Raw genomic sequence first — 13,362 nt, 5'->3', positions numbered from 1 at the left:
GCCGCGGCGGTCACGTGGAGGGGCGCTAGGTTACACGCCCGCGCCTGTCCGCCGGCAGACCAGCCGGGTCAGCGGGCCGTGGCTCCCGCCGTGCCCTTCGAACCAGCGGCGGCTTTCGCGGCGGCGGCGACCTCCGCCTCGCGCTCGCGCAGGGCGCGCCTGAGCGCGGCATCGGGCTGCAGCGGGCGGTCCCAGCGCCGATAGCTGTCGGCCAGGGCCAGGCGCACGCTGGCGTAGGCGTCCGAGCCGGGGGCGGCATCGAACTCCGCCGCCACGGCCTCCCAGTCGGCCTCCGGGCCGAGGCGGGTGCGCGTGCGCACCACGCTGCGGCAGGTGGCCTGCACCGCCCGGGCCAGGAAGCAGGCGAACCAGGCATCGCCGCCGGACCAGCGCGGCTGCGCGAGCAGGCCGGCGACGTAGGCGCGGGGCACGCCGGCGTAGCGCTCCAGTTCGTCGGCGAAGGCGTCCGGGTAGCGCGCGGCGTAACGGTCGATGTCGACCAGGCGGCCGTCAAGCCAGGCGTCGCCGGTGCTGCGCGCGGGCCGCGCCGCGGCTTCGGCCGCCGCAGTCCCGGCGCCACTGCGGACACCCTCCTGGGCGAATGCTGCCGGGGCCAGGGCCACGCAGGCAGCCAGGCAAAACATCGGCAGCAGGCAGCGAGGGCGACGGCGCGGGAAGGACTGGGCGCGGGAACCGGGCATGGGGGCCATTGTGCCGCGCCTCAGCCGGCGACTTCGCCAGCCACGATGCGGCCGATGGCCTGCGGCAGCTGCGCGGCGTGCTCCACCGACTGCACCCGCGGATGCGCTCCGGCCAGGCCGTGTTCGGCCTCGTGCGCCCAGGTGATCGCGTAGGGGATGTGCACGCCCCAGCCGCCCAGCCGCACCACCGGCTCGATGTCCGAGCGCAGCGAGTTGCCGACCATCACGAACTGCGAGGCGTCGATGCCGAACTCCGACAGCACGCGCGCATAGGTCGCCGGATCCTTCTCCGACACGATCTCGATGCGCGGGAACAGGTCGGCCAGCCCGGAGGCGGCGATCTTGGCTTCCTGGTGGAACAGGTCGCCCTTGGTGATCAGCACCACCGGCAGTTCGGCGGCGATCTGCTCGACCGCGCCGCGGATGCCGTCGATCAGTTCGACCGGATGCTGCAGGGTGGCGCGGCCGATCTCGACTACCTGCTGCAGGTCGCGCGCAGCGATGCGGCCATCGGTGAGTTCGATCGCCGCCTCGATCATCGACAGGGTCATGCCCTTCACGCCATAGCCGAACACCTGCAGGTTGCGGCGCTCGACCTCCAGCAGGTGGCGCAGGGTGCCGGCGTCGTGCAGGTCGATGTAGCGGCCGATGATTTCCTCGTACTGCTTCTCGGCGGCGCGGTAGTAGTCCTCGCTGCGCCAGAGGGTATCGTCGCCGTCGAAGCCGACCAGGCGGATGTCGTTCATGGAGGTCCTGCGCCGTGCGGGGACGCGCAGGATACCAGCGCGGCGACTGCCAGCCGTGGTCGGCCCACGGTGGCGGCTGCGGGTGTCCGGCAAGGGGAGAGCGGGCATCCCACCCACCCGCTCCACGGCAGCATTGCGGCGGCGTGGCACGGCGGCCACGCCCCGCCCGTTCCTTACTGGCCGGTCGCGTTGGACTGCTGCTTCTCGACGAAGGCGCGGTATTCGTCGGCGGTCAGTTCGTTGTCGCCATTGGTGTCGGCTTCGGCGAAGACCGCGGCCAGGCCGGCATGGCGCTGCGCCTCGGTCTTGCTGAGGTTGCCGTTGCCGTCGGTATCGAGGTCGGCCCAGCTCAGGCCCTGGCCACCGGAGGCCTGGGACTGCGACTGCGCCGGCTGGTCCTGCGCCGTACTGCCCGGAGGCGACTGCTGGCCACCCGTCGGCGGGGTCTGCTGGGCCAATGCCAGTGGCGCGGCGGCCATCATGCCGAGGATGAGGAAACCGGAAGTGATGCGCCTGGTGCTGTGCATGTGCTGCTCCTGACTCGGGTGGAAGTCGTGGGCACCGCGCGGAAGCCGCGCTGCAACCCACGGACCGCACCCTGCCAGCGCGGCGATGAATGGTGCTTGCGCCGCAACCGTCGCGTGCACGCGCCATTAACCACACATGCTCCGGATGCGTCTATGCCGCTGGTTAGCGATGCGTGGGCGCCGCGTTAGCGGCCGGTTCAAACGTGCGCCGGAGCGCTCTCTGCCGCCCTATTCCGCGGCATTGCCGCTGTCGTGGTGGCCATGTCGGCCGCTGAACAGCCACCAGCCGACCACCGTGCCGGTCAGCGCGCCGACAACTTCGAACACCACGCGCGTGCCCAGCGAATCGGCATCGTGGATGCCCTGCAACGCCAGCCGCGCGTACAGCGGCGATTCCAGCCGCGCCACGCCCAGGTAGAACAGGTTCCAGCTGTCGATGCCCGCGGCGATCACCACCGCGATCGCCGCGCCCCAGCCGATCGCATAGCCGATGCCCCAGCCGCTGCGCCGGCACACCCAGGCCCACAGGCCATAGACGACCAGGCCGACGAAGAAGGCGATCAGGCCGGCTTCGAGGGCGCCGAGCAGTCCGGTATGCAGCGACAGGTTCATCGTGATCGGGGGTGTGGAGGCCGTGGAAGTCTAAACGAGGCGGGCCGGCGGGTACGCCTGCGCCTGCTCAGGCCTCGTCGTCGCGCCGCAGTTCCAGCTGCGCTTCCCCGTCATGGTCCACGCGCAGGCGCACCGCGATCGGCCGGCAGCACACGGCGCAGTCCTCGATGTAGTCCTGGTCGCCGTCCTCCGGCCCGAAGACCAGCTCGATGGGCTCGCCGCAGTAGGGACACTGCCGCTGCACCCGGCCGGCCATCAGCGCACCGGGAAGTCGTAGGCCGTGCCCGGGTCGGGCTCCGGCTTGAGGGTGAAGTGCCACCACTCGCCCGGATAGTTGGCCAGGCCTTCGGCTTCCATCGCCGCGCGCAGGCGGTCGCGGTTGGCGCGCGCCTCCGGCGCGGTGCCGGGGGCGTCGGTGTGCGCGGACGGATCGAAGAAGTCGTACGGCGTGCCCATCTCCAGCGGCGTGCAGCCATCGGCGTCGCAGCGCTCCATGGTCAGGTCGACGGTGGCGCCGCGGCTGTGGCCGGAGGTCTCGGCGATGTAGCCGGACGTCAGCGCCGCCTTGTCCACGTTCGGGTACCAGCGTGCCTTCAGCGCCGGGTCGTCGGGCGCGGCGACCCAGCGCATGAAGTGCTTCACCGAGCGGACCGGCCGGTAGCAGTCGTGCACGCGCAGGCGCAGGCCCCCGGACTCCAGCGCGGCCTGCACCCGCGCCAATGCCTCGGCGGCCGGGCGCAGCAGGTAGCAGCGGTCGGCCTCGTAACCGGGCACCGGCGCGCCGGTGAAGTTGTTGCTGCCGAAGTAGCGCATCTCCACTGCGATGCCCGGCGCCAGCGTGGCGACGTCGACCATGCCGGCGGCGGCGGCATCGGCCGCCGGCGACACTGCCGGCGGGTCGGCCGCGAAGGCCGCGCCGGCGGCCAGGGCCACGCCGGCGCATGCCAGGGCGGGTCGGCGGCGCGGTGCGATGGAAGCGCGGCCGCGCTCAGGGACAGTCGCGCTGGCGGGTGAAGGCGAGGTCGGCATAGTCGTAGCTGAAGTCCGCTTCGGGATCGACGTGGGACAGGGTGAGGGTAGCGCCGGTGGCGGGCGGATGCAGCCAGGCCTCGGCGTCGACCTCGACGTCGTCCCACTCCACCAGCCAGCGTTCGCCCACGCGCATCAGCCGTCCGCGCATCACCGGCGAACGCGCCGAGGCGAAGCCGATGCCGTCGGCGCGCCGGCAGATCGCCACTTCGCCGAACCACGGATCGCGCCACACGCCGAGCAGGTCGCGGGCCTCGGCCACGGTGGCCGGGCGCCGCGATGAGGTATCCGGCAGCGGTTCGGCCGCCTTCCGCTGCGCGCGCTCCTGCTCCAGCAGGCCGGCGAAGTGGGCCAGGTCGTGGCCGGCCTGCGGCGCGGTGAAGCGCTCCATCAGCACCTGCCCCAGCGCGGTGCGGGCGTGCTCGCCCGGCCCGTTGATCAGGATGATGACCCCCGCGCGCAGGTCCGGCAGCAGGATCAGCGAGGAATACATGCCGGTCAGCGTGCCGGTGTGCGCCACCTTCCAGTGGCCGTTCACGTCGGACAGGCGCCAGCCGAAGCCGTAGGCGGAGAAGTGCGTGTTGTCCCAGGCACGCATGCGCTCGCTGACCGGCATCGGCATGTGCCCGGTCCACACCGCGCGGCGCTGCGCCGGCGACAGCCACGGGTTGGCCGGATCCAGCCAGGCCTGCATCCACTTGAGCATGTCATCGACGCCGCAGCGGATGCCGCCGGCGGCCATCGAGGTGATGTCCGGCACCAGCTCTTCGTCCTCGTGGATGGCCACGTTGCGACCATCGACGCGGCGGTGCGGCAGCGCGACCGGCCCGGCCTCGCTGAGCTTCCAGCTGCCGACGCGGCAGCCATCCATGCGCAGCGGCGCGAAGATCTCGCGACGCACCAGTTCCTCGTAGGGCGCACCGCCGGCGGCGGCGGCGACTTCGCCCGCGACCACGTACAGCAGGTTGTCGTAGGCGTAGCCGGAACGGAAGCTGGTCACCGGCTTGAGGTGCTCGAGGCCGGCGATGATGTCGGCGCGGGTGAAGTCGTTCGGTTCCGGCCACAGCATCAGGTCGCCGGCACCCAGGCCCAGGCCGCTGTTGTGGACCAGCAGGTCGCGGACCTGCATGTTCGCCGTGACCCACGGGTCGTGCATGCGGAACTGCGGCAGGTGCTTCGTCACCGGGTCGTCCCAGCGCAGCTTGCCCTGGTCGACCAGGCGTGCCAGCACCGCGCCGGTCATGGCCTTGGTGTTGGAGGCGATCTTGAACAGCGTGTCCGGCGTGACCGGCTCGCCGCCACCGGCGGCCAGCTCGCCGCGGGTTTCCACGGCCACCACCTGGCCATCGCGGATCACGCCGACGGCGATGCCGGGCAGCTGGTAGCGGGCCACCGCGTCATCGACCGCGCGCGCGATCGCCGCGGCCTCGTCGCCGGCCTGCGCGGCCAGGGCCGGCTGGAAAAGAAAAGCGGCCGCCAGTGCGGCCGCGAACGGGAGGATCCTGCGCATTGTTCTTCCCCGAATCCGGAGGCGCGTCCCCCGCCGGGGACGCGCCTCCCATCTCAGCCGATCAGAAGTTCCAGGTCAGGACCAGCTGGGTGTAGCGCGGCGACTGCCAGCGGGTGCCGGTGCCGAAGGTATCGCGGCGCTGGCCCGGCTGCGCCTCGTAGCGGGCGCTGACGTTGATCACTTCCTGCTCGTTGAGCAGGTTGTAGACCGACAGGCGCGCCTTCAGGTCGATGCCCGGGACCGGCAGGGTCCAGGTCACGCTGGCGCCCAGGTTGTAGGTCCACGGCATGTTGCCGAACGCGCCGCGCGGCGACCACTCGTACACGCGCTGGTCGTACGAGCCCGAGCAGTTCTGCACGCACAGCCAGCCGGTACCGCCGCCGCTGCCGGTGGAGGTGTAGCTGGCGACCGCCAGGTTCTCGTCCGGCCAGGTCACGCCGAAGGCGGTGATCGGGCCGCCGGACATCGCCGTCAGCGTGCTGCCGAAGGTCCACATGTCGTTCAGCTTGTAGCTGCCGCGCAGCTTGATCTGGTGCTCGTGGTCGTTGAACAGGACGCCGTAGCGCTCGTTGTTGGCCGGATGGTCCCAGTGCTGGGTCATGCCGGTGTCGCCGTAGTTGGTGTCGGAGTTGACCGGGCCTTCGAAGTTGCCCTCCGACTTAGACCACAGGTAGGACGCGTTGAAGGTCCACTTGTCGTCCCAGGCGCGGTCGATCTGGAACTCGACCGCCTTGTAGGTGCGCTTCGGATCCTTGTAGCCGATGATCCGGTTGCTGCCTGAGGTGATGTAGCCCTCCTTCGAGGTGTCGATCGTCACCCAGCCGTCCTCGGCGCAGCCCTGGGCCTTGGTGCCCCACAGGGTCAGCTTGTCGCCCGGATTGGCGATCGGCCACAGGTTGCCGTGGCGCACGCCGCACAGCGCGTTGATGCGGATGTCGCCGATGTCGTTGGTCATGCGGCGGTAGGTGGCGTTGACGCCCCACGACCAGGCCTGGTTGATCATCTGCTGGAAGCCGAGGATCGCCTCGTCCTGGTACACCGCATCCAGGTCGCGGTCCACGCTCTGGCGGGTATCGGCCGCCGAGATGTTCATCGAGGTGTCCACCGGGCCGATCTGCTGGCCGAACACCGGGGCCATGTACGAGGCGCCGGTGACCGGGTTGGTGGCCGGGCTCCAGCCGTCCAGCGCCCAGTAGGTGTACTCGTCGGTCAGGCCGCCGGCGAAGTTGTAGTTGATGATGCTCGGGATCGGCAGGTAGTAGCGGCCGACGTTGCCGTACAGCTTGGTGGTGCCGTCACCCTTCATGTCCCAGGAGAAGCCGAAGCGCGGCGCGACCAGGTTGTCCTGCTTGATGAAGGTCTTGCCGGTGGCGTCCATGTTCTCGAACGTGTCCACGCGGATGCCGAGGTTCAGCAGCAGGGTCGGGGTGATGCTCCACACGTCCTCGATGTAGAACGCGTTGGCGGTGGTGTCGAACTCGCCGCCGTCGAAGCGCCGGCGGCCGGTGATCACCGCGTTCACGCCGGCCGGCACGACGCCGCCGTTGGACAGCAGGTCGCCGGGGTTCTGCGCGGTCACCGTGTAGCGGAAGCCGTCGCCCGGGTACTTGGTGAAGCGCTCGGTGTTCATCTCCTCGCGGTCGAAGCCGAAGCGCAGCAGGTGGTCGCCCAGCGCCCACTCGAAGTCCAGGCGGCCGACCTTGCGCTCGTCGTGGTGGTCGACCACCGAGCTGGAGGTGCTCGGGTGGCAGGACACCGGCGGACGGCCCATCGCGGTGTACACCGCGTTGTAGGTGGTGTTGATGATCACCTGCGAGCAGAGCAGGTCGGCCGGCGAGTAGGACAGGCCCTGGCTGCGGTTCACGCCGTACATGGCCTTGGCGGTGAAGTTCTCGCCGAAGTGGCCGGTGTAGGTGATCGAGCCGTTCTTGCCGCCGCTCTCGCTGGTGGTCGAACCGACGTAGTCGCCGCGCGTGCGGCTGTCGAAGTCGTACTCGTAGGTATCGGTGACGCTCTCGCCCTCGTCGGAGAAGGCCAGCAGCTCCAGCAGGTGGTCGTCGGTGATCTGCCAGTCGAGCTTGGTGCCCCAGAAGCCGTTGCCGGAGTCGGCGTAGCTCATGCGGGTGCCGAGGGCGTTGGTGGCGCGCGAGTCGTTGTCGCGATACTCGTACATCGCGAACAGGAAGAGCTTGTCCTTGACCAGCGGGCCGGACGCCCAGACGTTGGTCTTCATCCAGCTCTGGCGGTCGTGGCTGCCGAGCACGTTGATGCTGCCATCGTCGTAGTAGCGGTCCTCGGTGTGGGAACGCCACGCGGCCGGCTCGAAGGTCACCTCCACGCCGCCCTGCAGCTCGTTGGTGCCACGGCGGGTCACCGCGTTGATCACGCCGCCGGTGCTGCGGCCGAACTCGACCGAGTAGCCACCGGTCTTGACCTGGAACTCCTGGAAGAACGCGAACGGCGCGGTGGAGAAGCTCTGCCGGCGGTAGAAGTCGGTGACGTTGAGGCCGTTGATGAACACCGAGTTCTCGGCGATCGACGAGCCGCCGAAGGACAGGCCGCCGAGCGAGGAGTTGCCGCCGACCACGCCCGGCGCCAGCAGCGCGACCGAGCTGAAGGTCTGGTCGACCGGCATCCGCGCCAGTTCCTCGCGGTTGACCGTGGTGACCGACTCGGTCGAGAACACGTCGACGCGGTTGATCACGCGCGAACCGACCACCTCGACGGTGTCGAGGTTGACCAGGTTGCCCTCGGAACCGAGGTTCACCGAGGTGGTGCCGCCCAGGCCGACGTTGACCGTGGCGCCCTCGCCGACCGGCTGGCCGTCACGCATCAGCTGCAGCTTGTAGTCGCCGACCGGCAGCTGGGTCAGGCGGTAGACGCCGTCCTTGCCGACCGTGACGGTGCGCGAGGCGCCCGTCGCGACGTTGGTGACCACGATCTGGTCGCCCGCCGTGGCGCGGCCGGCGACCGCACCGGTGGCACTCTGCGCCATCGCTACCATCGGCGTCATCGCGCCGAGGCACGCCCCCAGCGCCACATAGAGCGCCGCCTTCCTGAAAGTCCTGCTCTTCATCCCCGTGTCTCTCCCACAGTGGTGTTGGTGTTGTCGCCCGCGCTGGTGGCGTCATTGCCTAGTGGCAGCAGCTGCCATTCGAACCGGTAGTCCCATTGGTCGAAATAGAGGTTCCCACCGCGCCATTCCGCCTCGCCGCGTTGTGAATCCACGGTCTCGGAGCGGAAGTGGCGCTTGGCCGGAACGAAATCCCGGGAAATGGCGTCGTTGAACGCGATGCGGTACGCGTCCAGCCCACCGAGGTAGAACCAGCGCAGCGCCGGATCGTCGCTGGCCAGCTGGCCGGTGGTCACGTCCATCGGGACCCAGCCGTACGGGGCCAGGTACAGCCAGCCCCAGTCGTGCATGTTGTCGTAGCCGACATCGTCGTCGGAATAGACCCAGCCGGACTGCCAGCGCGCGGGGATGCCGTTGAGCCGCAGCAGCGCGATCAGCAGCAGGGTCTGCTGGCCGCAGTCGGCGTGGCCGGCGTGCAGCGCGTAGTCGCTGATGTTGGAGATCGTCGAGTACTCGCGCGCCCCGGCCCACGGGATCCGGTCCACGGCCTCGAACAGCTTGCGCGCGACCAGGTACGGATTGGTCTCCCCACCCACCACCTGGCGCGAGAACTCGCGCAGCTGCGGGGTGAACACGATGTGCGGCGCTTCCTCGGCCAGGAACGGCGCCAGCCCGGCGTCGGCGGGCGTCGGCTGCACGCGCGCCGGGTCGATGTCGAAGTGGCGGGCGAACACGGTCAGCTCGTAGCTCACCGAGAACTCGACCGGGGTGCCGGCCTGGGCGGTGCGCTGCATATGCACGGTGCGCTGCAGCGCCGATTCGGGCGCCAGCTGCCCGCCCTCGGGCACGGTGCCGAGCAGGCGGATGCCCTCCTGCTGGCCGGGGATCGCGCGCGGGAACGGGATCCAGGCGCTGACCACCTCGCCGGCCGGCACCGCGTCGGCGTCCACGACCAGCGACTGGGTCACCCGCAGGCGCCGCGGCGCCACGCTGGTGGCGCCGCCGTCGCGGGCGGCGGCGAGCACTTCGGCATGGTGCGGATGAAGGGTTTCGAAGGGACCTTCGCTGAAAGGCCGCACCGGCGGCGCGCGGCGCGCGGCCGCTTCCGGGCTGAGCCGGAACAGGTTGGAGATGGCGCGCTTGAAGTAGCGCGGCTCCCCGTCGATGTCCATGCGCTCGATCAGGCCGGCGCGGTCCCAGGCGTCGAACTCGTCCTCGCGCAGGTCCGGGATCGACTTGCGCAGCTGCGCCATGGCCGCGGCTCGGTCCAGGCTGAAGTCCAGGCGGATGCGGCGCATGCGTTCGCGCTGGTACTCCAGCGCCTCGCGCTGCGTCACCGGCAGCGCCGGATCGGCCAGCGCGGCGGCGATCCTCGCCTCGGCCCCGCGGAAGTCGCCACGGTCCACCGTCGCGACCAGCTCCGCCGGGGCGGGCGCCGGCACGCGCGCGCCGGCGGAAGACACCGTGATGGCCAGCAGCAACGCGGCCGCACCCAGCGGCGCCAGGCCCCGGCGGGACCTGCGCACGGCCAGTGATGCAAGGCGCTGGCGGCGGCGGTGTTCCACGGCGACACTTCCCCTTTGTGCGGTGGCAGGGCGTGATGTAACACGACCCCGGTAGCGGGTCAATAATTTATTCTTGACGGCGCCGATATTCGGAATAACTATTCTTCCGCAACCCGCCTCAAGGGGAGGATCCGGCGACATGAACGCCCTGAGTCACGCGCCCGCGGCCCGTCGCCGTGCGCACCGTCCGCGCGCCTGGCTGCTGCTGGCGGCGCTGCTGCCGGCCACCCTGGCCGCCCGCGAACCGGCGCCCGCGCCGGCCACGCCCACCGCCGTCATCGGCGTGACCTTGGCCGAGCTGACGCCGGAGCACTGGATCGCGCAGCTGCCCGATCCGGATGCCCTGGTCCTGGACCGTGCCCAGATCGAGGCGCAGAACGCGCGCATGCGCGCCATGGATCCTTCGATCCACGATATCGCCGCTCTGCCAGACCCGTTGCCGCGGGAACTGGTGCGCGAGCGGGTCGAGGCGCTGTCGGCGTCCCCGACCCGCACCTTGTACGACGTGCACGGCAAGGCCGTGCCGAAGCGCGAACTCGACGCGCTGCAGCGCGCGGTCGCGCTGGACGCGATCCCGGCCAGCCAGCCGCTGCGCTTCGGCCTGGTCGTGCACCGCGCCGCCCTGCGCGCGTTCCCGACCTCGCTGCGGGTGTTCAGTTCGCCCGGCGACACCGACATCGACCGCTTCCAGGAATCGGCGCTGTTCCCCGGCGACGCGGTGGCCGTGCTGCACCGCAGCCGCGACGGGCATTGGCTGTTCGTGGCCAGCGAGCGCTACAGCGCGTGGATCGAGGCCCGCCACGTGGCCATCGGCGAGCGCGACGCGGTGCTGGGCTACGCGCAACGCGCCCCGTACATCGTGGTGACCGGCGCCACCGTGCGCACCACCTTTACCCCGGAGGAGCCGCGCGTCTCGGCGCTGCAGCTGGACATGGGTCTGCGCCTGCCGCTGCGCAGCGACTGGCCCGCCGACCAGCGCGTCAACGGCCAGCACCCCTACGCCTCGCACGTGGTCGACCTGCCGGTGCGGGATGCCAACGGCCGGCTGGAGTTCGTGCCGGCGCTGGTGCCGCGTTCGGCCGATGTCGCGGACGACTATCTGCCGCTGACCCGCGCCAACCTCATTCGCCAGGCCTTCAAGTTCCTCGGCGAGCGCTATGGCTGGGGCCATTCCTACGATGCCCGCGACTGCAGCGGCTTCGTCTCGGAGATCTACCGCAGCTTCGGCGTGCTGGTCCCGCGCAACACCCGCGACCAGGCGGTGAGCCCGGCGCTGGACCGCATCGGCTTCGACCGCGGCGACAGCCGCGACAAGCGCATGGAAGCCGTGCGCGGCCTGCAGGCCGGCGACCTGGTCTACATCCCCGGCCACGTGATGGTGGCCATCGGCCACCAGGACGGCACCGCCTACATGATCCACGACACCAACGGCGGCAGCTGGCTCGGCGCCGGCGGCCAGCGCGTGCGCGCTGGCCTCAACGGCGTGTCGGTGACCCCGCTGGAGCCGATGCTGTTCGGCGACGAAGAAACCTACGTGGACCGCATGACCAGCATCCAGCGGATGCGGCCCGTGAATCCGGAAACCCAAGCCTCCCAATGAAGATCACCGACATCGAACTGGGCATGCTGCGCGTGCCCTTGAAGACGCCGTTCAAGACCGCGCTGCGCACCGTCGACACGGTCGAGGACATCGTCGTCCTGGTCCGCACCGACACCGGCCACACCGGCTACGGCGAGGCGCCGGCCACCGCGGTGATCACCGGCGATACCCACGGTTCGATCATCGAGGCGATCGACCGCTTCATCAAGCCGCGCCTGATCGGCCAGGAGATCGCCAACCTCAACCGCATCTGCGCCCTGATCCAGGGTTCGCTGGAGCGCAACACCAGTGCCAAGGCGGCGGTGGAGATCGCCATCTACGACCTGTGGGGCCAGCTGTACGACGCGCCGCTGTACAAGATGCTCGGCGGCGGCGACCCGGTGATCACCACCGACATCACCATCTCGGTGGACCACATCGACAAGATGGTGGCCGACTCGATCGCCGCGGTGGAGCGCGGCTTCGATTCGCTGAAGATCAAGGTCGGCAAGGACATCGGCCTGGACATCGAGCGGGTCAAGGCGATCCACGCCGCGGTCGAGGGCCGCGCCCTGCTGCGCCTGGACGCCAACCAGGGCTGGACCGCCAAGCAGGCGGTCTACGCCATGCACACGCTGGAGAACGCCGGCGTGCTGCTGGAACTGCTGGAGCAGCCGGTCAAGGCCGCCGACATCGAAGGCCTGAAGTACGTCACCGACCGGGTCCACACCCCGGTGATGGCCGACGAGAGCGTGTTCGGGCCGAGCCAGGTGTTCGACCTGATCCAGCGCCGCGCCGCGGACATCATCAACATCAAGCTGATGAAGACCGGCGGCATCTCCAACGCCATCCGCATCGCCGACATCGCCTCGATCTACGGGGTGCAGTGCATGATCGGCTGCATGATCGAATCGGCGGTCTCGGTCGCCGCGGCCGTGCACGTGGCCGTGGCCAAGGCCGACGCGATCAGCAAGGTCGACCTGGACGGTCCGTCGCTGGGCCAGTTCAACCCGGTCGAGGGCGGGGTGATCTTCAACGAGTCGGAGATCAGCATCACCGACGCGCCCGGCCTGGGGATCAGCGAGATCCGCGGGCTGGAGCTGCTGGCGCGCTGAGCGCCGGTTGCATGGCCGCCGTCCCCCGGACCAAGATCGCGCCCATGCCGCCACTGGTGAAGATCCGCTCCGAACGCGACCACATGTCGGCGATCGAACGCCGCATCGCCGACTTCATCCTCGACAACGCCCACCTGCTGCGCGACTACTCCTCGCAGCAACTGGCCAGCGCGCTGGGGGTGAGCCAGTCGTCGGTGGTCAAGTTCAGCCAGAAGTTCGGCTTCCGCGGCTACCCCGACCTGAAGTACAGCATCGGCCAGGCGGTGGCGCGCAACGGCGCCGACGCGCCGGCCCAGGCCGCCCCGGTCGCCGGCGAGCGCGACGACTTCGCCCGCATCGAGGAAGGCCTGCGCCGCAGCAAGGTCGCCGCCGAGGAGGAGACGCGGCTGCTCAACCCGCGCTCGCGGATCGAGGAGATCGTCGGCCTGCTCGACGGCGCCGACAAGGTCTTCGTGTTCGGCCTCGGCGACGACGGCCTGTTCGCCCGCGAGTTCTCCATGCGCCTGTCGCTGCTGGGCGTGCTGACCGTGCACCACGCCGACCCGATCCTGATGATGGCCAACCTGTCGGCGGCGCGGCCCGGCGACGTGATGCTGCTGTTCTCCGAGTTCGGCCAGCTGCCGCAGCTGTCGCAGATCAGCCGCCAGTTCCAGGCCTGCGAAGGCAAGGTGGTCTCGATCACCCGCCACACCGCCAACCCGCTGCGCGCCCACGCCGACGCCTCGCTGGTGGTGTCCGCGCACGACCCGCTGCCGCACGTGGAGGCGCTGCTGTACCGTTCCTCGCTGCAGTACCTGCTCGACTTCCTGTTCGTGCTGCTGTGCCACGCCAACCCGGAGCGGCACCGCCAGCTCGGCACCAACCTCGAACGCATCCGGCACCTGCTGGATACCTGACGGACCCGA

At 70.2% G+C, this 13,362-nt stretch carries 12 protein-coding genes; 3 read left to right on the top strand and 9 right to left on the bottom strand.

Going from position 1 to position 13,362, the window contains the following annotated elements; translation table 11 throughout:
• Positions 1-68: 68 nt before the first annotated feature.
• The 9 genes from PSEJ35_RS15925 to PSEJ35_RS15920 form a co-directional block, all read right to left on the bottom strand.
• Positions 69-623 carry a hypothetical protein gene (locus tag PSEJ35_RS15925; RefSeq protein WP_232207624.1) on the bottom strand — a complete coding sequence of 185 codons (555 nt, stop codon included), beginning with the start codon at positions 621-623 and terminating at the stop codon, positions 69-71.
• A gap of 98 nt (positions 624-721) precedes the next feature.
• Positions 722-1,447 (bottom strand): HAD family hydrolase, encoded by a 726-nt coding sequence (locus PSEJ35_RS0109235; protein WP_028917530.1) that lies wholly within the window; start codon positions 1,445-1,447, stop codon positions 722-724.
• A 173-nt stretch (positions 1,448-1,620) separates the two neighbouring features.
• Positions 1,621-1,974, bottom strand: coding sequence for a hypothetical protein (locus tag PSEJ35_RS0109230; protein ID WP_051412626.1), 354 nt, complete (start codon positions 1,972-1,974; stop codon positions 1,621-1,623).
• 228 nt (positions 1,975-2,202) lie between these two features.
• Entirely contained in the window at positions 2,203-2,586 is a 384-nt protein-coding gene (locus tag PSEJ35_RS0109225) for a hypothetical protein (protein WP_028917528.1), read from the bottom strand.
• 67 nt (positions 2,587-2,653) lie between these two features.
• A complete protein-coding gene (locus tag PSEJ35_RS0109220; protein WP_028917527.1) occupies positions 2,654-2,842 on the bottom strand; it encodes a CPXCG motif-containing cysteine-rich protein in 189 nt (62 codons plus the stop codon).
• Positions 2,842-3,519, bottom strand: a complete 678-nt coding sequence (locus PSEJ35_RS0109215; protein WP_232207623.1) for a M15 family metallopeptidase — start codon at positions 3,517-3,519, stop codon at positions 2,842-2,844. The genes PSEJ35_RS0109220 and PSEJ35_RS0109215 overlap by 1 nt, the downstream gene beginning before the upstream one ends.
• 55 nt (positions 3,520-3,574) lie before the next feature.
• Entirely contained in the window at positions 3,575-5,125 is a 1,551-nt protein-coding gene (locus PSEJ35_RS0109210) for a serine hydrolase domain-containing protein (RefSeq protein ID WP_037082936.1), read from the bottom strand.
• A gap of 61 nt (positions 5,126-5,186) precedes the next feature.
• A complete protein-coding gene (locus PSEJ35_RS0109205; protein ID WP_028917524.1) occupies positions 5,187-8,201 on the bottom strand; it encodes a TonB-dependent receptor plug domain-containing protein in 3,015 nt (1,004 codons plus the stop codon).
• Positions 8,198-9,724, bottom strand: coding sequence for a transglutaminase-like domain-containing protein (locus tag PSEJ35_RS15920; RefSeq protein WP_198014173.1), 1,527 nt, complete (start codon positions 9,722-9,724; stop codon positions 8,198-8,200). The genes PSEJ35_RS0109205 and PSEJ35_RS15920 overlap by 4 nt, the downstream gene beginning before the upstream one ends.
• A gap of 178 nt (positions 9,725-9,902) precedes the next feature.
• Here PSEJ35_RS15920 and PSEJ35_RS15915 point away from each other — a divergent pair, with 178 nt between their 5' ends.
• Genes PSEJ35_RS15915 through PSEJ35_RS0109185 form a run of 3 tightly spaced genes read left to right on the top strand, consistent with a single transcriptional unit; the run spans position 9,903 to position 13,353 of the window.
• Entirely contained in the window at positions 9,903-11,363 is a 1,461-nt protein-coding gene (locus PSEJ35_RS15915) for an SH3 domain-containing protein (protein WP_037082933.1), read from the top strand.
• A complete protein-coding gene (locus PSEJ35_RS0109190) occupies positions 11,360-12,457 on the top strand; it encodes a dipeptide epimerase (protein ID WP_028917523.1) in 1,098 nt (365 codons plus the stop codon). Before PSEJ35_RS15915 ends, PSEJ35_RS0109190 begins: the two co-directional genes overlap by 4 nt.
• A 44-nt stretch (positions 12,458-12,501) precedes the next feature.
• Complete coding sequence (locus PSEJ35_RS0109185; RefSeq protein ID WP_028917522.1) at positions 12,502-13,353, top strand: MurR/RpiR family transcriptional regulator; 852 nt, start codon at positions 12,502-12,504, stop codon at positions 13,351-13,353.
• Positions 13,354-13,362 lie beyond the last annotated feature (9 nt).

It is taken from the genome of Pseudoxanthomonas sp. J35 (assembly GCF_000513995.1).
Lineage (GTDB): Bacteria > Pseudomonadota > Gammaproteobacteria > Xanthomonadales > Xanthomonadaceae > Pseudoxanthomonas.
This window is presented reverse-complemented; position numbering and strand designations above follow the sequence as displayed.